The organism is Apilactobacillus xinyiensis (assembly GCF_019656235.1).
Taxonomy (GTDB): domain Bacteria; phylum Bacillota; class Bacilli; order Lactobacillales; family Lactobacillaceae; genus Apilactobacillus; species Apilactobacillus xinyiensis.
This window is the reverse complement of record NZ_BPLL01000004.1, coordinates 1-24,340: the sequence shown is the minus strand read 5'-3', so window position 1 is coordinate 24,340 and position 24,340 is coordinate 1. Positions and strand designations below refer to the sequence as shown.

At 31.9% G+C, this 24,340-nt stretch carries 20 protein-coding genes; 2 read left to right on the top strand and 18 right to left on the bottom strand.

What is annotated here, in order from left to right; all coding sequences use genetic code 11:
* Positions 1–5: 5 nt before the first annotated feature.
* From uvrA to K5Q11_RS01770, 14 genes are all read right to left on the bottom strand, one after another.
* Positions 6–2,858 carry an excinuclease ABC subunit UvrA gene (gene uvrA, locus K5Q11_RS01835; protein ID WP_220751020.1) on the bottom strand — a complete coding sequence of 951 codons (2,853 nt, stop codon included), beginning with the start codon at positions 2,856–2,858 and terminating at the stop codon, positions 6–8.
* Between the two features lie 12 nt (positions 2,859–2,870).
* Positions 2,871–4,883, bottom strand: coding sequence for an excinuclease ABC subunit UvrB (gene uvrB, locus K5Q11_RS01830; RefSeq protein ID WP_373311474.1), 2,013 nt, complete (start codon positions 4,881–4,883; stop codon positions 2,871–2,873).
* Between the two features lie 144 nt (positions 4,884–5,027).
* A complete protein-coding gene (trxB, locus tag K5Q11_RS01825) occupies positions 5,028–5,951 on the bottom strand; it encodes a thioredoxin-disulfide reductase (protein WP_220751031.1) in 924 nt (307 codons plus the stop codon).
* Between the two features lie 64 nt (positions 5,952–6,015).
* Complete coding sequence (galU, locus tag K5Q11_RS01820; RefSeq protein WP_220751019.1) at positions 6,016–6,903, bottom strand: UTP--glucose-1-phosphate uridylyltransferase GalU; 888 nt, start codon at positions 6,901–6,903, stop codon at positions 6,016–6,018.
* Between the two features lie 21 nt (positions 6,904–6,924).
* Positions 6,925–7,941, bottom strand: coding sequence for an NAD(P)H-dependent glycerol-3-phosphate dehydrogenase (locus K5Q11_RS01815; RefSeq protein WP_220751018.1), 1,017 nt, complete (start codon positions 7,939–7,941; stop codon positions 6,925–6,927).
* A gap of 28 nt (positions 7,942–7,969) precedes the next feature.
* Positions 7,970–8,788 carry a prolipoprotein diacylglyceryl transferase gene (lgt, locus tag K5Q11_RS01810; protein ID WP_220751030.1) on the bottom strand — a complete coding sequence of 273 codons (819 nt, stop codon included), beginning with the start codon at positions 8,786–8,788 and terminating at the stop codon, positions 7,970–7,972.
* 26 nt (positions 8,789–8,814) lie between these two features.
* Positions 8,815–9,750 (bottom strand): HPr(Ser) kinase/phosphatase, encoded by a 936-nt coding sequence (gene hprK / locus K5Q11_RS01805; protein WP_220727920.1) that lies wholly within the window; start codon positions 9,748–9,750, stop codon positions 8,815–8,817.
* A gap of 57 nt (positions 9,751–9,807) precedes the next feature.
* Positions 9,808–10,143 carry a phage holin family protein gene (locus K5Q11_RS01800; RefSeq protein ID WP_220751017.1) on the bottom strand — a complete coding sequence of 112 codons (336 nt, stop codon included), beginning with the start codon at positions 10,141–10,143 and terminating at the stop codon, positions 9,808–9,810.
* A gap of 23 nt (positions 10,144–10,166) precedes the next feature.
* Positions 10,167–10,478, bottom strand: a complete 312-nt coding sequence (locus tag K5Q11_RS01795; RefSeq protein WP_220727922.1) for a PspC domain-containing protein — start codon at positions 10,476–10,478, stop codon at positions 10,167–10,169.
* A gap of 97 nt (positions 10,479–10,575) precedes the next feature.
* The gene (locus K5Q11_RS01790) at positions 10,576–11,718 is read right to left on the bottom strand and encodes a PDZ domain-containing protein (protein WP_220751016.1); all 1,143 of its coding nucleotides are present in this window, start codon (positions 11,716–11,718) and stop codon (positions 10,576–10,578) included.
* Between the two features lie 18 nt (positions 11,719–11,736).
* Positions 11,737–12,853, bottom strand: a protein-coding gene (gene prfB, locus K5Q11_RS01785; RefSeq protein WP_220751015.1) for a peptide chain release factor 2 whose coding sequence is annotated in 2 segments (ribosomal slippage) — positions 11,737–12,780 and positions 12,782–12,853 — 1,116 coding nt in all. Because the reading frame shifts where the segments join, the coding sequence is not laid out codon by codon here.
* A gap of 65 nt (positions 12,854–12,918) precedes the next feature.
* Positions 12,919–15,282: a preprotein translocase subunit SecA gene (gene secA, locus K5Q11_RS01780; RefSeq protein WP_220751014.1), complete on the bottom strand. Its 2,364-nt coding sequence runs from the start codon at positions 15,280–15,282 to the stop codon at positions 12,919–12,921.
* A 156-nt stretch (positions 15,283–15,438) separates the two neighbouring features.
* Positions 15,439–15,846, bottom strand: coding sequence for a ComF family protein (locus K5Q11_RS01775; RefSeq protein WP_220751013.1), 408 nt, complete (start codon positions 15,844–15,846; stop codon positions 15,439–15,441).
* 268 nt (positions 15,847–16,114) lie between these two features.
* Positions 16,115–17,449 carry an ATP-dependent helicase ComFA gene (locus K5Q11_RS01770; protein ID WP_220751012.1) on the bottom strand — a complete coding sequence of 445 codons (1,335 nt, stop codon included), beginning with the start codon at positions 17,447–17,449 and terminating at the stop codon, positions 16,115–16,117.
* Between the two features lie 59 nt (positions 17,450–17,508).
* Between K5Q11_RS01770 and K5Q11_RS01765 the strand changes: the two genes are divergently transcribed.
* On the top strand, positions 17,509–18,150 hold the full coding sequence (locus K5Q11_RS01765; protein ID WP_220751029.1) for a YigZ family protein: 642 nt from the start codon (positions 17,509–17,511) through the stop codon (positions 18,148–18,150).
* A gap of 21 nt (positions 18,151–18,171) precedes the next feature.
* Here the strand turns inward: K5Q11_RS01765 and K5Q11_RS01760 are convergent, their stop codons facing one another.
* From K5Q11_RS01760 to K5Q11_RS01745, 4 genes are all read right to left on the bottom strand, one after another.
* The gene (locus tag K5Q11_RS01760; protein WP_248601844.1) at positions 18,172–19,269 is read right to left on the bottom strand and encodes a glycosyltransferase family 4 protein; all 1,098 of its coding nucleotides are present in this window, start codon (positions 19,267–19,269) and stop codon (positions 18,172–18,174) included.
* A gap of 127 nt (positions 19,270–19,396) precedes the next feature.
* Positions 19,397–21,019: a chaperonin GroEL gene (gene groL, locus K5Q11_RS01755; protein ID WP_220751011.1), complete on the bottom strand. Its 1,623-nt coding sequence runs from the start codon at positions 21,017–21,019 to the stop codon at positions 19,397–19,399.
* 45 nt (positions 21,020–21,064) lie between these two features.
* The gene (groES, locus tag K5Q11_RS01750) at positions 21,065–21,349 is read right to left on the bottom strand and encodes a co-chaperone GroES (RefSeq protein WP_220727929.1); all 285 of its coding nucleotides are present in this window, start codon (positions 21,347–21,349) and stop codon (positions 21,065–21,067) included.
* A gap of 141 nt (positions 21,350–21,490) precedes the next feature.
* Positions 21,491–22,126: a redox-sensing transcriptional repressor Rex gene (locus K5Q11_RS01745; protein WP_220751010.1), complete on the bottom strand. Its 636-nt coding sequence runs from the start codon at positions 22,124–22,126 to the stop codon at positions 21,491–21,493.
* 192 nt (positions 22,127–22,318) lie between these two features.
* Between K5Q11_RS01745 and K5Q11_RS01740 the strand changes: the two genes are divergently transcribed.
* Positions 22,319–24,262: an ABC-F family ATP-binding cassette domain-containing protein gene (locus K5Q11_RS01740; RefSeq protein WP_251067895.1), complete on the top strand. Its 1,944-nt coding sequence runs from the start codon at positions 22,319–22,321 to the stop codon at positions 24,260–24,262.
* The last annotated feature ends 78 nt before the right edge of the window (positions 24,263–24,340 follow it).

The following is a 24,340-nucleotide window of genomic DNA, read 5'->3' as shown; positions in this document are numbered from 1 at the left end:
CTAAACTATTGTTTTTTTGTACGTTCAGTATCTCTCTTAAGTACCGGTAATAAGTATTTACCTGTATAACTATTCTTAACTTTAGTTACTTGTTCCGGCGTTCCTTTAGCAACAATGGTTCCACCACCATCACCACCTTCTGGACCTAAATCAATCAAATAATCTGCACATTTAATAACGTCCAAATTATGCTCAATAATTAATACAGTATTACCGTTATCAACTAACTTTTGTAATACTGCTAATAATCTTTTAACATCATCTGTATGCAAACCAATTGTGGGCTCATCTAAAATATACATATTGTTTCCATTAGATTTCTTATACAATTCGGAAGAAAGCTTCATTCTTTGAGCTTCTCCACCAGAAAGCGTAGTAGCTGATTGCCCTAACTTTACATAGCCCAAACCAACTTCTTGAATAATTTCAAGTTTTCTAGTTATTTTAGGAATCGCATTAAAAAACATTAAAGCATCATCAACTGTCATATCTAAGACATCTGCAATATTTTTACCCTTATACTCAACTTCCAAGGTCTCGGCATTATATCTTTTACCATGACAAACTTCACAAGGTACATATACATCTGGTAAGAAATTCATTTCGATTTTTAAGATTCCATCACCGTGACAAGTTTCGCAGCGACCACCTTTAACGTTAAAACTAAAACGACCTTTTTGATATCCTCTTAATTTAGCTTCGTTAGTCTGTGAAAATAATTCTCTAATATCATCAAATACGCCTGTATAGGTAGCTGGATTACTACGAGGAGTTCTTCCAATAGGACTTTGATCAATATTAATAATTTTATCGATATTTTTATAACCTGAAATCGATTTATATTTACCCGGCTTTTCAGAATTATGGTTAAGTTTTTGTGCCAAAGCACGTTTTAAAATACGATTAACTAGGGTGGATTTCCCAGAACCAGAAACCCCTGTAACCACATCTAATTTGCCTAAGGGAAAATCTACATCAATATTTTTAAGGTTATTTTCAGCAGCCCCCTTCACTTTAATATGCTTACCATTTCCTTTACGTCTTTGTAATGGCACCGGAATAAACTTATCACCCGACAGATATTTTCCAGTAATAGATTGCTTATTTTGACTAACTTCTTTCGGTGTACCTGCAGCCATAATCTTACCACCATTAGATCCAGCTCCTGGTCCCACATCTACAATGTAATCGGCTGCTAACATTGTATCTTCATCATGTTCTACTACTACCAACGTATTTCCTAAATCACGCATAGCCTTTAGTGATGAAATTAAACGCGCATTATCACGTTGATGTAATCCAATTGAAGGTTCATCTAAAACGTAAAGTACCCCTGATAAATTAGAACCAATTTGCGTAGCCAAACGAATTCTTTGAGCTTCCCCACCAGATAATGTACTAGCTGATCTGGATAAAGTTAAATAGTCTAGACCAACATTTTTTAAGAAAGTTAAACGATCAATAATTTCTTTTAATATCGGTTTGGCAATAACACTGTCTTTAGCTCCAAATTCTAAATTATTAAAGAAATCTAGTTCCTTAGCAACATTAAAGGCTGATATTTCACTAATACTCATTTTGTTAATCTTGACACTAAGGGCTTCACGATTTAATCGATATCCACCACAAGTTTGACAAGTTAATTCAGTCATATATTTTTTCATTTGTTCTCTGGTGAAATCACTATTAGTTTGATGATAGCGACGATCAATATTATTAATAACCCCTTCAAAAGGTGCGTCAGTATCTTTAACTCCACCAAAACCACTCTTATAGTGAAAATGAAATTCCTTGTTTCCTGAACCATACATTAATAAATCTTTTTGCTTTTTAGTTAACTTTTTATATGGAACGTCCATATCAATCTTAAAAGCTTTACATGCTTGTTCCAACATGTGTGGATAAAATTGAGAACTGATGGGATTCCATGGATCAATTGCACCATCATTTAAAGTTTTAGTATCATCTGGAACAATTAAATCTTTATCAACTTCTAACTTACTACCTAACCCATCACAATCTGGACAGGCACCTAATGGTGAATTGAATGAAAATAAACGTGGTTCTAAATCACTAATTGTAAATCCACAAATTGGACAAGCATAGTGTTCAGAAAACAATAAATCATCAATTTCATCGTCTAAAACATTAGCAGTTGCATAACCACCACTTAATCGTAAAGCTGTTTCTAGCGAATCTGATAATCTTGAGTTAATGCCATTTTTAACAACAATTCTGTCAATTACAATTTCAATATTATGACGTTTATTTTTGTCTAGTTCAATAGCATCATCAATCCCATAAACTTGTCCATCGATTCTAACTCTAACAAAGCCTTCTTTTTTTACTTTATCTAAGACTTTTTTATGTTGACCTTTGCGATCTCTAACTATTGGTGACAATATTTGTAATTTAGTACGTTCTGGCAATTGTGTAATTTCATCAACCATTTGATCAATCGATTGACTAGTAATTTTAGTACCATCATTAGGACAAAACGGAGTTCCTACACGTGCCCAAAGTAGTCTAAAATAATCATTAATTTCAGTAACCGTTCCTACGGTTGAACGTGGATTTTTTGAGGTTGTTTTTTGGTCTATAGAAATGGCAGGACTAAGCCCCTCAATAGAATCTACATCTGGTTTATCCATTTGACCTAAAAATTGTCTAGCATACGAAGAAAGACTCTCTACATAACGACGTTGTCCTTCAGCATATAATGTGTCAAAGGCTAAAGAACTTTTACCGGAACCTGAAAGTCCCGTCATTACGGTTAATGTATTTTTAGGAATTGTCACATTTACATCTTTTAAATTGTGCGCTCTAGCACCACGAATAACTATATTTTTATCTAACACAAAAACACCTCACTAATCCATTTCACCTGTTAATTCAACAATTGTATCTCTTAAGGTAGCTGCTTCTTCAAAATTTAATTGTTTAGCAGCATTCTGCATTTGTTTTTGTAAATTCCCCAAAAGTTCTTTTTGTTCTTTCTTAGACATCTTTTGGAAGTCTGTTTCTACAAATGTATCTCCACTAGAGTTCGAATCAACTTTTTCACCATATCTAATTAAATCTCGAATAGGCTTTTTAATAGTATGTGGAACAATACCATGTTCAACATTATAATCATTTTGAATTTTTCTTCTTCTAGCAGTTTCTTTAATGGCTCTATCCATTGATTTAGTTACAGTATCTGCATACATAATTACAGAACCATGCTCGTTTCGAGCTGCACGTCCAATAGTTTGAATTAAAGAACGCTCATTTCTTAAAAATCCTTCTTTATCGGCATCTAGAATTGCTACCAAAGATACTTCTGGAACATCAATTCCTTCACGTAGTAAATTGATTCCAACTAAAACATCAAACTTACCAAGTCGCAAATTTCGAATAATTTTAGTTCTCTCTAAAGTTTTAATATCTGAATGCAAATATTCAACTCTAATACCTAATTCTTTTAAATAGTCCGTCAAATCTTCGGCCATTTTTTTAGTTAAAGTAGTGACAAAAGTACGTTCATTAGCTTCAATTCGTTTATTAATTTCGCCTACTAAGTCATCCATTTGACCCATAATTGGTCTAACTTCAACTGTTGGATCTAATAATCCAGTAGGTCTAATGATTTGTTGAGCCACATCGTTTTTAGGTGTATGTTCTAATTCATACGGCCCAGGAGTTGCTGACATATAAATAGCTTGGTTTATACGATGTTCAAACTCTGGTAGCTTTAAGGGACGATTATCCAAAGCACTTGGTAATCTAAAACCATACTTTATTAACTGTTCTTTACGAGCCTTATCACCGTTGTACATACCACCAACCTGTGGAATGGTTTGATGTGACTCATCGACTACTAATAAGAAATCATCTGGAAAGAAATCTAATAAGGTATAAGGCGGTTCACCCGGCTTACGTTTGTCCATATATCTAGAATAGTTTTCAATTCCATTGGTATATCCCATTTCAGCCATCATTTCAATATCATAAGTAGTTCTTTGCTTTAACCTTTGTGCTTCTAAAAGTTTACCTTCTTTTTCAAACTTAGCTACTTGCGTATTCATTTCTTCTTTTATACCGGTCAAAGCTTGTTTCATGTTATCATCACTAGCTAAGAAGTGTGTAGCTGGGAAAATAATTACTTTAGGGTCATTAGCCACTACTTCACCGGTTAAAGTATCAATTTCTTTAATAGAATCAATTTCATCCCCAAAGAACTCAATTCGATAGGCATTTTCATCTCCAGAAGCTGGGAAAATATCTACTATATCTCCACGAACCCTAAAGCGTCCACGTTGAAAATCGATATCATTGCGATCAAATTGAATGTCTACTAACTTTCTTAATAAATCATCACGCTCTAAATTCTCTCCGACTTTTAGCATAATCGTATTTTTAAAATATTCTTTAGGATCACCTAAACCAAAAATAGAAGACACTGATGCTACAACTATTACATCATTTCTCTCTAATAATGAACTAGTAGCCGCATGTCTTAATTTATCGATTTCATCATTAATTGAAGAGTCTTTTTCAATATAGGTATCACTAGATGGAACGTAAGCCTCAGGTTGATAATAGTCATAATAGCTAACAAAATATTCCACCGCATTATTAGGAAAGAATTCTTTAAATTCACTGTATAATTGACCAGCTAAAGTTTTATTATGCGATAAAATTAAAGTTGGTTTATTAACGTTTTTAATTACATTAGAAATAGTAAAAGTTTTTCCAGTTCCAGTAGCTCCTAACAGCACTTGTGATTTCTCACCATTTTCAACCCCATTAGTAAGCTGTTTAATTGCTTCTGGTTGATCACCAGTAGGTTTATATTTTGAAACTAAATCAAATTTAAGATTATTTTGTCGCTTTATTTCCACCTAAAATTACCTCCTCAAAATTTAATGAAAAAAATTCGAAAATTATTCAAAAATATTTTAACATACGAACATACTTTCTACATTAATCTTATCTTCTATTAAAACACAAAACAAAAAGAGTTGATTGAATCAACTCTTTTTGTTTTAGTTATTTGATTGAATATATTCGAAAGCATTTTGTCCAGCAATACCACCGTCACCAACTGCAGTCGCAATTTGACGAAGTTCTTTAGCTCGAACATCCCCAATTGCAAAAATACCTGGTACCTTGGTTTCCATTCGTTCATTAGTTGGAATCCAGCCCTTTTCATCTGTAATTCCTAAAGATTTAAATGGATCAGTCATTGGTGTATTTCCAACATATATAAATAAACCGTTAGCATCAACTGTGCTTTCAGAATTATCCTTTGTGTTTAAAACTTTAACTCCGTTAACTTTATTACCATCACCAGTAATTTCAGTAACATTAGAATTCCATACAAAGTTAATCTTGTCGTCAGCAAAAGCACGATCTTGTAGCACTTTTTGAGCTCTTAATTGATCACGTCTGTGAATAACCGTTACTTTAGATGCTAAGTTAGACAAATAAAGACTTTCTTGGATAGCAGAATCACCGCCACCTACGACAATTACTTCTTTATTTCTAAAGAAAGCACCATCACAGACTGCACAATATGATACTCCACGTCCACCATATTCTTCTTCACCCGGCACACCCAGTTTACGATATTGAGAACCAGTTCCAATGATTAAAACAGAAGTTTCATATTCATCATTATCAGTACGAACAATCTTAAAGCTACCCTTATCTTCAACCGATTGAACTGTTCCATAAGCATATTCAGCACCAAATCCAGTAGCACTTTCATACATTTTTTTAGATAAGTCCGGTCCTAAAATAGATTTAAAACCAGGATAGTTTTCGATATCAGCCGTATTATTCATTTGACCACCATAAATTCCCCGGTCAATCATTAAAACTGATAAATTAGCTCTAGATGCATATAAAGCACTAGTCATTCCACCAGGTCCAGCACCGATAACTATAACATCATATTTTTTCATCAGCTACCTCCTTTATTCTAATAATAAGAATTTACTATGAAGTGAAATATTTTTCCACTAATTTGACTTACTTTTCGTCAGTATTTATTTTTTCAGCTAATTCTTTGATGTAAGATTTTAATTGTTCTGAAACTTCTGGATGTTTCAAACCAAATTCAATGTTAGTTTTTAACCAGCTAAATTTATTACCAGTATCAAAACGTGAACCTTTGAATTCATGTGCATAAACTTTATCAGTTTTGTTCAAAGTATCGATTGCATCAGTTAACTGAATTTCATTACCTTTACCAGGTTTAGTATTTTCTAAAATTTCAAAAATTTTAGGAGTTAACAAATATCTACCAATAATAGCTAAATCACTAGGTGCATCTTCTGGAGCCGGCTTTTCTACAAAACTGGTAACATCATATAAACCATCTGAAATTTCTTTAGTTGGATTAATAACTCCATACTTAGAAGTTTCTTCATGTGGAACACGCATTACAGCTAATGTAGAGGCACTAGTTTGTTCATAACTATCAATTAATTGTTTAGTAAGTGGCACATCCGATTGCATTAGGTCATCACCCAACATAATTACAAAGGGATCATCACCAACAAAACTCTTTGCAGTATGTACTGCATCCCCCAAGCCATTAGGATGCGCTTGACGTTTAAAGTAAATATTCAATCCATTTGTTTTTTGTACTGCTTCTAGCATTTTATCTTTATGTTTTTCTGCTAAATTAAGTTCTAGTTCAGTATTGGAGTCAAAATGATCCTCAATGGCACGTTTACCTTTACCAATAATAATCAAAATGTCTGTAATTCCAGATGCTTTAGCTTCCTCAACAATCAATTGAATAGCAGGAGTATCTACCACTGGTAACATTTCTTTAGGCATTGCTTTAGTTTCTGGTAAAAAGCGAGTTCCTAATCCTGCTGCTGGTATAATAGCTTTTTTAATTTTTTTCATAATATCATAAACTCCTAAAATTTATTCTAGTTCGGAACGTCCTTCACGTAGCATTAATTTGGCAATTGCATCTTTAACACTAACATTTTCGTTAATAACATTATAAATAGCTGAAGTTATAGGCATGTCAATACCACGTTGTTTAGCTAATTCATAAGCTGCTTGAGTAGTTGCAACACCTTCAATTACCATTCCCATATTTTTAACTACATCATCTAGTTTTTCACCCTTACCTAGTTGATATCCGGCACGCCAATTTCTAGAATCACTACTTGTGGCAGTAACGATTACATCGCCGAAACCTGATAAACCAGTAAATGTTAATGGATTAGCACCAAATGAAGTCCCTAAACGAGAAATTTCAGCTAATCCTCTAGTCATTAAGGCTGCTTTAGCATTATCACCATAGCCTAATCCGTATAAAGCACCAGCACCTAATGCAATAATATTTTTCAAAGCAGCGCCAATTTCAACTCCAATGATATCGTCATTTGTATAAACTCTAAAGTAGTTATTCATAAATAATTGTTGAAAATGTTCAGCTACTTTAATATCACTAGAAGCAGCCGTAACCAAAGTAATATCATGCTTAGCAACATCTTCAGCTTGACTAGGTCCAGAAATAACCGCAATTCCACTGCGATTTTCAGCACTAATTTCTTCAGCTAAAACTTCAGACATGCGTTTGTAAGTTTTCTGTTCAATTCCCTTACTTCCATGAATGATGTTAGGTTTAATACTCATAGAATCTAAAATAACATTTAATTTTTGAGCTACTGAACGTGTAACTTGTGCAGGCACCACTAGTAAAATATCGTCTACATCTTTAACGGCTTCTTGCATATCTGAATACGCGGTTAAAGATTTTGAATAGATAAAATCTTTCATATATCTAGAATTAGTGTGTTGAGTATTTAACTCTTCTACCTGTTTAGGGTTATATGACCATAGTCTAACATCATGTCCATTTTCATCTAAAATATTAGCCAACATACTTCCCCATGAACCGGCACCTAAAACTGCAATTTTTTCTGTCATTAATTGACGCTCCTTATAATTTTATATTTTAAATATTAACTATCTTATCTTTACAATACAAAGGCAAATCATTATATTTTCTTCGACGATAAATTAGTAAAATAATCGCTACAAAAAACAAAATAAATGATAATATTTGTGAAACTCGAATATCATAAAATACTACTAAACTATCAGTACGCATTCCTTCAACAAAAAATCTTCCAAAAGCATACCAAACAATATATAGTAACGTTGTCTCACCACGTTTTAAAAAGTTTGGCACATGCCTTAAATTCATTAAGATAACAAAACCTAACAGACTCCAAATTGATTCATATAGGAACGTAGGTTGTCGATAAGCACCTTGGATGAACATTTGCTGAATTATAAAATGCGGTAAATGTAAACTATTTAAAAACGATAAGCTGGTAATTTGACCAAAAGCTTCCTGGTTCATAAAGTTACCCCAACGACCAATTGCCTGACCCAAAATAACAGTCGGTGCAATTACATCTAACATAAGCCAAACTGGTATAAATTTATTTCGACAGTATAAGTATACAACAATTGCCGATCCAATTAGCGCACCATAAATGGCAATTCCGCCATCCCAAATTCTAATGATTTCATCTAAGTGATTTTGATAATATCCCCACTGAAATGCTACATAGTATATTCTGGCACAGATAACCGCAGTAGGTAATGCTAATAAAATCATATCATATATGTTATCAGACTCAATACCATGATGCTTACCTTCTAAAATGGATAAATAAACCGCCAGCATAACCGCACTTGCTATAAAAATTCCATACCAATGAACTTGAATTCCACCAATATGAATAGCAATCGGATTTAAAGCCATATAAGCCACTTTTTCATCTCCAAATCCTATTTTTTCAAACCATTTTCTTTAATCAAATTATTCAAATTTTCATCAAAAACTTTAGTTGCGTCATATCCCATAGATTTAGCTCTAAAGTTCATAGCCGCAGCTTCAATAATTATGGCTAAATTACGTCCAGTTTTAACTGGAATGTTTATTTTTTGCACATCTACATCAAAAATCCGTCTAGTTTCGTTAGCATTACCTAATCGATCATATGGTGTATCTGCAGACCAATTTTCTAAATGCACGATCAAATCAACTTTTGTTTTAGAACGCACCGCTCCAGCACCAAATAAATTCATAACATCAATAATTCCAATTCCACGAATTTCTAAAAGATGCCTAAGAATTCTGGGAGCTTGTCCTATTAATGTTTGCTCATCTTGCTGATAAACTTCAACTCGATCATCAGCAATTAAACGATGCCCTCTTTTAACTAACTCTAGGGCTGTTTCACTTTTCCCAATTCCAGAATCTCCAGTAATTAATACTCCTAATCCATAAACATCAACCAAAACACCATGAATCGATTTACGTTCAGCTAAACGACCTTCTAAGTAATTAGTCATATTGCTTAAAACTCTAGAAGTAGTTAATTTTGAACCTAGAATTGGAATATGCTCTTCTTTAGCAGCCCTAATTAATTCAGCCGGTGGATCTAACTGTGTAGAAATAACAAAAGCTGGAGTTTCTGGTTGACACATCTTTTGCATAACATCATATAAGTCAGTTGTACTCATACCCTTAGCATAAGAAGTCTCTGTAATACCTAACAATTGAATTCTACGCGCTGGATAGTAGTTAAAATATCCAGTTAATTCCAAACCGGGACGTGATATATCGCTAGTTGTAATTTGTCGATTTAAGTAATCTTGACCATAATAAATACTTAAATGAGTATTATTTACCAGGTCATCAACAAAGACTTTTTCAGTCATTTATACGTCTCCTAACGTCTTTTTATATAGTAAATTTTATCACTTTTATAGCAGAAGCTATACATCAGAAACAACAACATTACAAATCGATATAATAATTGCAACTATCATCGCCATACTAAAAGAAGCAAAATAAAAATTATTGCCTACGATAAAAGACGTTATTTCAAGCATTAAGCCATTCACTACAATACTAAACAAACCTAACGTTAAAACATTAATTGGCCACGAAACAATTTTAATTACCGGTTTAATCGTAGCATTAATAATTGCCAATACAAATGCAGCAATTAAGGCTATTTTAGCGTTTGATACATAAAAGCTATTTTGAAAAAAATTAGCCACAGCCATAAATAAAATAGCATTAATTACCAATCTAATAATAAATCTCATTAATAATCAACTTCTTTATATAATTAATTACGTTTATCATGTTCTTCAACATCATGAATAACTTTTCTGCCACTACTATCTGAATTGTCATATGAATCTTGATTTCCAAAACCACCAAAATTGTTAAAACTAGAATAATCATTAGGAATTATAACCATCATTGCTATATATACAAGTGCACCTGCAAATAGGTGTCCAGGAAATATAGATAAAACTACAAATACAATTCTTACTACCGTAGAGTTCCAACCAAAATATTCAGCAAGACCACCTAAAGTTCCAGTTAATAACTTGTCACTGATTGATTTAGTCATTTTCTTTTTACCATTGTTCATAAATAACACCTCATTTTTTGTATTTATTATATTATAAAATCGTCAGACATAATTGTATTATCTGACGATTTAAATTTGAAATAATATTTACAATTATTTACACTTTTTTAAACATAACAATCCCTAATTCATGTGGAGCATCGTTATATATAGCCGTTTCCGTTAATTTAATCACATTATCAGGTGTAGTCAATTTAACTCGGCAATAAGTAGGGTGTTGTAAAACTGCTTGATAAAATTCACTCTCAGATTTAACAGGAATATCATTAACTTCAGTAATAATATCGCCGATGGAAATATCCATTCGACTAGCTGGAGTGTCTTTTTCAACAGCAACCACTCTAATTCCATTTACAGCTTCCGCAAACGGAGTTGTTTTTTTGTTGTCTTTAGTTCTAAACACTAGCATTATTAGTAAGAAAATTAAAGCTAATGCACATAAACTATATAAAACTGTAAAATTAAAGTAATAACTTATTCCAGTTACTAATAAACTTAAAGCACTAAATTTAAGGATAACGTTACCTAATTTATGCAAATAGTCTTTCGGTATATGATTAAAAAATTTAAATTTTAAGCCTAAAACAACTGGGAGAAATAAAAAGCTAAACGTAGTATGTCCAAAATTAAATACAGGCCAATATGGTATTGAACTCACCAAATTACCTGGAATTAAAATTAACATTGGAATTACAGTTAGTTCTTTAAAGATATAAAAAACTTTTCTAGTATTTCTTTGATTATAATACATTTGTGGCGAATTCATTCTACCACCAAATAGCTTATAATATATCCCACTTAAAAACAGTATTATAGTTATAAAAACAAGTAAATTTTGATTTGCAACTGCACTCATATTTAAATCTAGATTTGTATATTGATTAATATAATAAACATTACCAATTATTAAATAACCAATTGCACTTAAAAAAGCAATAAAAACAGGCATTATGTGAGTAGGAATAAGTACCAGGTTTAGTAATAAAAGAATTTCATAAATTACAATAAAATTAATGGGTAGCATCATTCCTATTAAAATTGAAACAACTGACGATATAACTCCTAACAACAAGAAGCTAACTATAAAATGTCTAAACTCATTATTAGAACGGTAAATCGCCGTAGTAAACAAATCTCTTTCGCGATCAATTCTTTTTCTGTAATTTAAATAATTACGGAACATCCCTATCCATAAAACTGGTTGGCAAAAGAAAATTAAAAAAGCAATTAATATATTCATAATTAAAAAACCTCGAAACTATTTAGGATTATTTTGACTTAACTTCCACTGTAAATATGCATTTATGAATGGGTTTAATTCTCCATCCATAACCGCTTGAACTTTAGCAGTTTCATAGTTAGTTCGATGATCTTTAACCATAGAATATGGGTGAAATACATATGAACGGATTTGTGAACCCCATCCAATGTCCATTTGTTGTCCTTCTAAAGCAGCCTTTTGTTGAGCTTTTTTTTCTTCTTCCAACTCATATAACTTTGATTTAAGCATATTCATTGCAGTTTGACGGTTTTGCAATTGTGATCTTTGAGCCTGACTAGAAACAACAATTCCGGTTGGTTCATGGGTTATTCGAACTGCTGATGAAGTTTTATTAACATGCTGTCCACCAGCTCCACTGGCTCTAAACACGTCAATTCTTAAATCAGCAGGATTAATATCAATGTTTACGGATTCATCAAGTTCTGGCATAACATCAACCGAAGCAAAAGAAGTATGACGACGACCAGCAGAATCAAATGGTGATAATCGTACTAAACGGTGTACTCCTTTTTCTGATTTTAAATAACCGTATGCATTTTCACCAGAAATCATTAAAGTAGCTGCATTGATTCCCGCAACATCACCTACTTGATAGTTAAGCATTTCAACCTTAAATTTATTTTGCTCAGCCCACCTGGTATACATTCTTAGCAGCATTGAACCCCAATCTTGTGATTCAGTGCCTCCTGCACCAGGATGAATTTCTAAAATAGCATTATTAGAATCATACTTTCCGTTTAACAACATATTCAATCTATATTTATCTAAATGTTGCTTAGTTTCTATTAAAGATGTCTGAAATTCATTAATTAGATCAGTAGAATCATCTTCTTTACATAGTTCTAAACTAACTTCTAAATCTTCAACTCGACTGGATAGGTTATTGAAATTTTCTAGTTTAGCTTTTAACTTATTATTCTCATCGATTAGTTTTTTAGCTTTAATTTGATCGTCCCAAAAACCCGGTTCAGTCATTTTCATCTCATTTATTTCAATATTTTCTGACAGATTATCAAAGTCAAAGTGACCTCCTAAAGCCACTTATAGCTTGTTTAATCTTAGTAAGTTCATTTTCTGCTTCATTTAACTCCATTAAATTCAATCCCTTTATTTACAAAAAACGGAACGACAAACATAAGTCGAAGTTCCGTTTTTTTATTATCTTTCCATATTTTGTCTGATTTCAGCCTTCATAAATAATCTAGAAGTGTCATATTCAATATCAGCTATCATTTCTTCAAACATCTTGTAACCTTCACGTTGATATTCAACTAAAGGATTTAGTTGACCATATCCACGTAAACCAATTGATTGACGTAATTGATCCATCGCATCAATGTGGTTAGTCCAATGTGAATCTACAACTCTTAGCAATACAACTTTTTCAAATTCTAGCATTTGTGATGGGTCGTATAATTGTTTTTCTTTATCTTCGTAAATATCATTAGCTAAATTCAATAGATATTCTTTGATTTCATCAGCTGACTTATCTTTTAAGTCATCTAAACCAATATTATCAGGACTGGTAATAACACTAATTGCAAAATCTAAAATAGTGCCTAAGTCCCAATCTTTTCTATCGCCTTGTGTATGCAAGTTAACAATACGATCAACTGTACGTTTAATCATTGGTACAATAACCCATTTTAATGATTTATCTTCACTGATAACTTGATATCTTTCTTTATAGATGACATCACGTTGTTGACGCATAACGTCATCATATTGAAGAACTTGTTTTCTAGAATCGTAGTTATTACCTTCAACACGTTTTTGAGCAGATTCAACTTGTTTAGTAATCAATTTACTTTTAATTACAGCTGACTCGCCTTCTACTTTCATACTTTGTAAGAAATTCTTGATTCTTTCTGAACCAAAACGTTTCATTAAGTCATCTTCTAGTGAAAGGTAGAATTGTGACCAACCTGGATCTCCTTGACGACCTGAACGTCCACGAAGTTGGTTATCAATACGTCTAGATTCATGTCTTTCAGTACCAATAACTGCTAATCCACCTGCTTCAACTACACCCGGTCCTAATTTAATATCAGTACCACGACCAGCCATGTTAGTAGCAATAGTAACTGCTCCTTTTTGACCAGCATTAGCAACAATATCAGCTTCTTTAGAATGGTTTTTAGCATTTAAAACAACATGCGGAACATTTTCTTTATCCAAACGTTGAGACAAGTATTCAGAAGTTTCAACAGCTACGGTTCCCAATAAGATTGGTTGTCCTTTTGCATGTAATTCTTTGACCTTATCAACTACAGCATCAAATTTTGATTCTAGAGTTGGATATAAAACATCAGATTCATCAATTCTTACTACCGGTTTATTGGTAGGAATAGTGATTACTTCCATGTTGTAAATTTCACGGAATTCTTCCGCTTCAGTTTTAGCAGTACCAGTCATACCAGCTAATTTATGATACATTCTAAACATGTTTTGGTAAGTAATGTTAGCCATAGTTTGACTTTCTTCTTGAATTTCAACGCCTTCTTTGGCTTCAATAGCTTGATGTAAGCCATCAGAAAAACGACGTCCTTCCATAACACGTCCAGTAAATGAATCAACAATTAAAACTTCACCATCTTGAACCACATAATCTTTATCTTTCAACATAATAAAGTTAGCTCTTAAAGCTTGATCTAAATGATGAGTCAACGCTGTATTGTCTGTATCATAAAGATTTTTAAGATTGAAGTATTTTTCTGCTTTAGAAATTCCATTATCATTCAATGAAACTGTTTTAGTTTCTAAATCAATCTTAAAATCATCTTTTTCATGTAAAGTCTTTGCAAATTTATCAGCTTGTTTATAAAGTTCATTCGAACCCTTAGCTTGACCTGAAATAATCAATGGAGTTCTAGCTTCATCAATTAAAATAGAATCAACCTCATCAACAATAGCAAAATTCAAAGGTCTTTGAACCATTTCTTCTTTATAAACAACCATATTGTCACGTAAGTAGTCAAAACCAATTTCACTATTAGTTGAATAAGTAATATCAGCATTGTATGCTTCACGTTTTTCTTCAGGACTCTTAGTAGATAAGTTAACTCCAACTGATAAACCTAACCAGTTGTATAATTCACCCATTTGAGTAGCATCACGTTGTGAAAGGTATTCGTTAACCGTTACAACATGCACACCCTTACCTGAAATAGCATTTAAATAAACTGGCATTGTAGCTGTTAAAGTCTTACCTTCACCAGTTTTCATTTCTGCAATATTACCTTCATGTAACACAATTCCACCCATTATTTGAACATGGAATGGTTTTAGTCCTAGAACTCGTTTAGCTCCCTCTCTAGCAGCAGCAAATGCTTCGGGAAGCAAATCATCTAGTGATTCACCATCTTGATAACGTTTTTTAAATTCAGGGGTCTTTGCTTGAAGTTCTTCATCACTTAACTTGCTGTATTTTTCATCGTAGCTACCGACTTTGTCAGCAAGTTTGCTAAGTCTTTTAACTTCGCTTTTATCACTTTCGACCCATTTTTTTAGAATATTAGGCATTAATATGTTCCTTCCATACTTTAAATTAGGTTTTAATTTAAATCCAAATTATTAAATCTCGATTTTAAAATGTACTATTATTTTAACATTTTAAAGTTAATTTTAAAAACAGAATTGGCAATATTACCAATATATAACATACTTTAATATAACTAATTATCTGGCTAATGTAAAACCAGAAACACTTTTTGCACCATTTTCTTTTAAAATGGCAGCAGCTAATCTAATCGTAGTTCCTGTTGTATAAACATCATCAACTATCGTAACATTTTTTCCCACTATTAGATGCATGTATCTATCGTCAATTGAAAAGATCTGTTGCATAGCCATTCTTTGCTTTTTATTATGGTGGGATTGAGTATTTTTTTGTTTATCTACCAACAAAACATCTTGAAATTTTAAATTTTCCATTAATCCATGAACCTGATTAAATCTTCTTTTATGCATGGTAGTTTTACTAATTGGAATTGGCACTAAGCATTCTTTTTGATTTAATTTATCAAAAAATTGTTTTGAAAATACTTTTCTCAAATAATAATCACCGTTAAATTTATATTTTTTCATATAGGTACTCATAAAATCGTTATATGAATATATGCTACGACAAGTGAACCAAGACCATCCCTTTTGATTCCATTGATTACAATCTCCACAAGTATTCAATTTAAACTTACCTAATCTACCACAATAATTACAAAAATCATCGTGTTTTATAAGAATAAATCGTCGTTGGCATTGTTTGCAAATATAATCCACTTGTTGTTTTTTTAATGACAATATAAATTCTAATGAAATGGAATTTAAAATGCTGTTATTACACAACAGACATTGCTTATTCATGTTCAAGAGTCCTGCTTCCTAATTTGTTCATATATTTAATTTGTTTCATTGCATTTACAATATTTTTAGTCTTGCAGTTGATAAAAAAGTCAACATTTCCATTAGGACGATTAGCACTTCTGCCTACTCTACCTGCAATTTGCACTAAAGCAGAAGTAGAAAAATTATCATGATCCGCATTAAAAACGATAACATCAATTTCTGGAAAAGTTACGCCTCGTTCTAGGATAGTAGTAGTAATTAAAAATAGCACTTTATGTTCACGCATCAATTGAACCTTAGATAACCGATCAGTATCTGAAGAGTATACACTAGCCCATAAAGTATTATCAAAATACTTAGATAATATATTATTTAAAATCTCTAGATATTCTATCTTAGGTACAAAAATCAAAAATCGTTGTTCAGCTGCAATTTTTTGCTTAATAAGTTGTATTATTTTTGAATTAAGTTTATTTTTAGCTAATTTTTGACTTAAATTAAGTATTAAGTGATTTTTTATTACTGGTAGCAAATGTTGATGATATCGAATTGGTAAATAGCTAAACGATAAGTTGTTATTTCGAACATCATTTAGTAACTCATCACTAGGTGTAGCAGTTAAATATAAAATACTACTACTCTCTTTAACAGCATTTTGAGCGGCAAATTTTAATCCTGCATCTTGTACGAACGGAAAAGCATCTACCTCATCAATTATCAAGATATCAAAAGCATGATAAAATTTTAATAGTTGATGAGTGGTGCAAATGGTTACTTGATGATATGCATAAGGTAGTTCATTTTTGCCATGTAAAAGTAATATTTCAATATTTTTAAATGCTGATTGAATTCTAGGGAAAAGTTCAACACATACGTCAATTCTAGGTGAAGCGACTGCGATTCTTAATTTCTTTTTAATGCCCCAAGCGATTCCCTTAAATAACATTTCAGTTTTACCAGCTCCAGTAACCGCCCAAAGTAAGTGATTTTCTTTATTAGCAAAAATACGACATATTTGACTTGAGCACTGTGCTTGAAGTTCAGTTAACTGGCCATTCCATGTTAACGGAGAAAGACACTCAGTAAAGCTATTAGGTTCACGAGCACTATATAAAAATTCATCACTAACAATTCGACCTAAATTGATACAATTCCGACAATAATAAACTTCATTTATTTTTGTCGAATGCTTATCACTAATTTGATTACAACGTAGACACTGAATATTATTTTTATTTACTTTAATTGGAATTCTTTTAGTCAATAAACTTTTATCAACTAAATTAAAATCTATATTTTTTTCTGATATTTGGCGTCCAAATAACAGTTCGATACTTTTAATCATTATTATCACCAATTATATTTACGAGATAAAAAATTAAAAACATTAAGGATGGTGTAAACATAGTGGAAAAATATTTAACAATTAAGAAAAGTGGTTCACACGAAATTATAATAAAAAAATCGCAATTTATATGCAATATAGCACGTATTAAAGATGATGCAGAAGCTAACGATTTTATTGATAACATTAAGGAGCAACACAAAAAGGCTACCCATAATTGTTATGCATATATAATTGGTAAAGATGATCATATTCAAAGAGCTAGTGATAATGGCGAACCAACTGGCACTGCTGGAGTACCTATTTTGGAAGCTATCAAGCTAAATGAATTGCACAATATAGTAGCAGTTGTAACTAGATACTTTGGGGGAATTAAATTAGGTGCCGGTGGGCTTATTAGAGCATACAGTAACGCAACTTCTTCAACGATTGATAATTTAGGTATCGTAAATAAAATTTTACAAACGCAAATAGATATATTGGTTGATTACAGCCTTTTTGACAAATTAAATTACTATTTATCAGAAAATAATATCAATGTAATTGATACAACTTATACTAGTAAAGTCACAATATCGGTGTCTGTAGATAAAGAAAAAATAGAGTCATTTCAAAATAGCATAATTAACTTATTAGCTGATCGTGTAGAGTTTAAAATTGGAGAAGATCAATATTTTGAAGTTGAATATAAAAAAGACTGAGTTCTTATAACTCAGTCTTTTTTAATGATTATCTTTACTTGTATTGTTTTTTACAACATTTTTAATTGCATTTAATAATGGTTGCCTATTTTTACCAACTAAGCCAATGGCTTCGACAAATAGTTCCAAGCCTAATAGAGTAGCTACAGTTAGCAAAATTGTGCCCCATAAATTAGAAATTGGATATAGCAATGAAATAAATGAAAAAATCAACGCAATTCCATATATAACTAACACAGTTTGACGATGAGTCAAGCCAATTTGCATTAAACGATGATGTAAATGATGCTTATCAGCATGTGATATTGGTTGTTTATTTAGCATTCTTCTTAAAATAGCATATACAGTGTCTGTAATTGGAACCCCTAAAATAATTACCGGAATTATAACTGTTATAAAAGTTGCATTTTTAAGCCCATTTAAAGAAAATACCGAAATCATAAATCCAATAAACAAGGAACCAGTATCTCCTAAATAAATTCTAGCTGGAAAAAAGTTGTAAGGTAAGAATCCCAAACAAGAAGCTACCAAAGCAAATATCATAATAGATACATATGTATTTCCTACATTCAAAAAGAACATTCCAGTGATTCCCATCGTTGTTAAGGCAATCACAGCAACTCCTGTAGCTAAACCATCTAATCCATCAATTAAGTTTACAGCATTAGTTATCGCAAGTATCCAAATCCAAGTAATTGGTAAACTAAACCAACCTAAATCTATGTTGCCAAGAAATGGCAAACCAATAGTATTCATTTGAATATTACCTAAAAAGTAAACTGCTAATGCTGCTAAACTAATTCCCAATACTTTTTGTCGTGGTTTTAAAACATAAATATCATCTATCACACCAGTTAAAATTATAATTATTTCTCCAGCAAAAATCCCATACAAAGATTGTGTAGGCATTTGATTTCTTAAGAGAAACATCGTTGCGATAGTGTAAGCGATAAAAATAGCTAATCCACCCATTGTTGGCATGGGAATCTTATTTACTCTTCTCTTATTAGGGTCGTCTATGGCCCCCCATCGAAACGCTAATTTTCTGATAAACGGTGTAATAACTGCAGATATAATCATTGTTGCAAATAACCAAACAATTATCTCAAGTTTTAACATTAATGATTTATCCTCTCTTAATTAAACTAAACTAATTATACAAATCCATACTCATAAAGACAAGGCAATTAAAGCATAATAAAAAGACTCCTTATAAATAAGGGGTCTTTTTACCGATATTTTTATATTACATCATTCCGCCCATGCCTGGTTGAGTTGGCATTTGTGGAGCATCATTTTTTTCAGGTTTTTCCGCAACAACAGCTTCAGTTGTTAATAACAAAGCTGATACTGAAGCAGCATTTTGAATAGCTGAACGAGAGACCTTAGTTGGATCAACAACTCCGGCAGCGACCATGTCTTCATACTTATCTTCAGCTGCATTATATCCAACACCTGGTTTTTCGTTCTTCAAATGTTCAACAACTACAGAACCATCAATTCCGGCATTATGAGCAATTTGTCTAACTGGGGCTTCCAAAGCACGGCGTACAATCTTAACTCCAGTGGCTACATCACCTTCAGCTTCAATTGCATCAATGTCTTTAAGAACATTGATAAATGCAGTTCCACCACCAGGGACAAATCCTTCTTCCACAGCGGCTCTAGTTGAGTTCAATGCATCTTCAATTCTATATTTACGTTCTTTTAGTTCAGTTTCAGTAGCAGCACCTACACGGATAACTGCAACTCCACCAGCCAATTTAGCTAAACGTTCTCTTAATTTATCACGGTCAAAATCAGAAGTAGTTGTAGCTAATTGATTCTTAATTTCGTTAACACGTTCAGCAATTTTATCCTTATCACCTGAACCTTGAACGATTGTAGTATCATCTTTAGTAACATTAACCTTATTAGCTTGACCTAATTGATCTACTTTAACATCTTTTAAGTTCAATCCTAAATCATCGGTAATTAAAGTAGCACCAGTCAATGTAGAAATATCTTGTAATTGAGCCTTACGACGATCACCAAATCCTGGAGCCTTAACAGCTACAACGTTAAATGTTCCACGCATTTTATTTAGTACTAACGTTGGTAATGCTTCTCCACCAATGTCATCAGCAATAATTAATAAAGAGCGACCTTGTTCAACTACTGATTGTAATAGTGGCAAGATATCTTGAATATTATTGATTTTTTTGTCAGTTACTAAAATATATGGATTATCTAGATTAGCTTCCATTTTATCTGAATCAGTAACCATGTATTGTGACATGTATCCGCGATCAAATTGCATTCCTTCAACAACGTCCATAGTTGTATTTACACCACGCGAATCCTCAACGGTGATAACTCCATCATTACCAACTTTTTCCATTGCATCCGCAATTAAGTCACCAACTTCTTTGCTAGCTGCTGAAATAGAAGCAATTTGTGCGATATCTTTTTTAGTTTTAATATCATGTGACATTTTATGCAAAGCTTCTACAGCAACTTCAGTGGCTTTTTCAATTCCACGACGAACACCTACCGGATTAGCTCCAGCAGTAACATTCTTCATTCCTTCATTAACAATTGCTTGAGTTAAAACAGTTGCAGTTGTAGTTCCATCACCAGCAATGTCATCTGTCTTTGATGCAACTTCTGAAACTAATTTTGCACCCATATTTTCAAAATGATTTGGCAAATCAATTGACTTAGCAATTGTTACACCATCATTAGTAATATTAGGACTACCAGCACTTTCTTCTAAAACAACGTTACGACCCTTAGGACCTAAAGTAGTCTTAACAGTGTTAGCTAGTTTATCAACACCTCTAAGCATGGCATGTCTTGCATCTTCAGAAAATTTAACTTCTTTAGCCATATATACTCACCTCATAAATTTTAGTTTTTAATATTATTATTTTTACTATTCAATAATTGCAACGATATCCTTATCATGTAAAACTAAATATGATTTACCATCATAATCAACTGATGTACCAGCATATTTATCAAAGATAATTGTATCTCCTTCTTTGACTGATGGTTTTAAAGTGTTACCATTATCGAGAACTTTACCATCTCCAACAGCAACAACTTTACCAGTTTGTGGTTTTTCTTTAGCGTTATTAGCTAAAACAATGCCACCGACAGTTTTTTCTTCTTCATCTTGTGTTTCAATAACAACACGGTCACCTAATGGTTTTAGCAATGTTATCCCTCCAAATTAATCATAATTAGCTTTTAGCACTCTTTAACATCAAGTGCTAATCTATATAACTAATATATATTTTTTTAATGATAAATGCAAGAATTTTGATACTAAAAAAGCACTCTAAAAATTAGAGTGCTTTTATTCTTTAGAATAATGTTCAATAAAATAGATTAAAGTTTGTAATTCATTTGTTAAGTCTACATTTTGAATTCTAACATCATCAGGAGCAACTAACCTTCTAGAAGTAAAGTTCATAATCCCCTTTACCCCGCCTTTAATAGCTTGATCACAAATATCCTGTGCCACGCTACTAGGTACCGTTAAGATTAGAACTTTTATTTGTTGTTCCTCTAGTTGTTTTTGTAAATCGTTAACTGAATAGACAGGTACTCCATCTTGTACAGTATTAATCATGTCTTCGTGTACGTCAAAAGCAGCAGATATTCTAACATTACTGTCCTTGTGAAAATTAAAATTAAGTAAAGCATGCCCTAAATTACCTAAACCTACTAAACCTACACTGGTTAAATGATCTTGATTTAGAATTTTCTTAAAAAAGTTTAATAGATTATCAACGTCATATCCATATCCACGCTTACCCAAAGCACCAAAATAAGATAAATCTCTTCTAATGGTTGCTGAATCAACTTGTACAGCATCTGCAAAACTACTAGATGAAACTCTTTTTTGGTTAGAATCGTGTAAAATGCTTAAATATCGATAATATATCGGTAAACGTTTGGCAGTTGCACGAGGAATTTTAGTACTTACCAATTTTTTCCCTCCAGATTTGTTACTCATATTGTAAAAGATACGATTTTTATTCTATCACAATATTTAACTTTGTGAAATACTTATCAACCAATATGATAATTCAATAGATTTTATATAGATATACAATTATGATAAACTAACCTCTAGTGCTTGTTTTCATAACGATTAAAGAAGGTGAATATCATCAATATATTGCAAATAAAAAATGTCACAAAAAGATTTTTAGGTAAAGATATTTTCACAAAAGTAAATTTAAATGTTCAAGAAAATAGCAAGATTGCCCTAGTAGGTCGTAATGGTGTAGGTAAATCTACCTTAGTTAAAATGATTATGGGATTGCAAGATATCGATGAAGGTCAAATTATAAAGAATAAAAATTTATCAATTGGTTATCTTCAACAAAATAGTGGCTTAAATTCAGATAAAACTATTTTAGAAGAAATGGAAAGTGTGTTTGAAAAGCTTAAAAACGATGAAAAACAAATTCATAATCTAGAAACTAAAATTGCCGACCCTAAAGTTATCAATAATGAAAAGGAATTTGAACGTATAACAAATCTATATTCAAAACTACAAGCTGAATTTGAACGTAATAACGGTTTTGGTTATAAAGCTGAAATCAGATCAGTTTTACATGGGTTTGGCTTTGATGAAAAAAGTTACAATAAAAAAATCAACAAATTATCTGGTGGTCAGCAAACTCAGCTAGCCATGGCTAAATTACTTTTAGAAAAAAACGATTTGTTAATTTTAGATGAACCAACTAATCATATTGATGTAAAAACGATTAATTGGTTAGAAAACTACTTGCGTGGATATGATGGCGCTTTAATGATTATTTCACATGACCGTTATTTTATGGATAAGGTTGTTAATGAAGTCTATGAAATGTGTAATGGATCGATTGAATACTATAACGGAAATTATAGTTACTTTACTAAAGAAAAAGTAGCTCGTTTACACCAAAAAGCTAAACAATTCGAAAAGCAACAAAAAGAAATTCAATCTATGCAAGACTTTGTAAACAAAAACATTGTTCGTGCATCCACTACTAAGCGAGCTCAATCAAGAAGAAAGCAATTACAAAGAATGGATAAAATTGAAAAACCCATCAGTAGTGAAAAATCGGCTCGCTTTAGTTTCAGTATTAATCGACAAAGTGGTAATAACGTCTTAAGTATTAGCGATTTAGAAGTCGGCTATAATGAAACTCCGCTGCTAAAACACATTAACTTAGATATCAAAAGGCATCAAAGAATTGCAATCATTGGACCCAACGGATCTGGAAAATCAACTATTTTAAAAACAATTATTGGTCAGATACCAAAATTAAATGGTGTAATAAATTTTGGCACTGGAGTAAGTATCGGTTATTACGACCAACACCAAAAGTTACTTCACAATGACAAAGATGTTTTACATGAGTTGTGGGATGATTATCCAACAACCCCAGAAAATAAAATTAGAACCATTTTAGGTAGTTTTTTATTTTCTGGAGAAGATGTTGAAAAAAACGTTAAAGAATTATCAGGTGGCGAAAAAGCCAGATTATTATTAACTAAATTATCTATGCACCATGATAACTTTTTAATTTTAGATGAGCCAACTAATCATTTAGATATTGATAGTCGTGAAGTTTTAGAAAAAGCATTAGAATTTTTTGAGGGTACTATCCTATTTATTTCACACGATAGGTATTTTATAAATAAAATGACTACCTCTATTTTAGAAGTGGCTGACCATCACTCTAAAATATATTTAGGTAATTATGACTACTATTTAGATAAAAAAGATGAGGAAGCAGCAGCTTTAGAAAGTCAGCATGAAGCTGTTAAGGAAACAATTACAGAAGAAACCAGTTCAAGTAAAAAAGCTTATTTTGTAGATAAAGAAACTCAAAAGAAACTTCGCAAACTAAAACGCAATGTTCAAGAAATAGAACATCAATTAAGTCTTTTGGCTAAATCAAAAAAAGAATTACAAATAGCTATGACCAATCCTGATAATATCAATAATATTGATAAGTTAAATAATTTACAAAATAAAGTTGAAGATATTGATAATAACGTTAATTCGTTAGAAGAACAATGGGAAAATGACTTACTTGAAATAGAAGGTATAGAAAAAGCAGAATGATTAATGAAGTGCCTTAAAAAAGTTAGACAATTATTACTAAATTAAATATTTAATTTCATGGAATGATTTCGATATTCA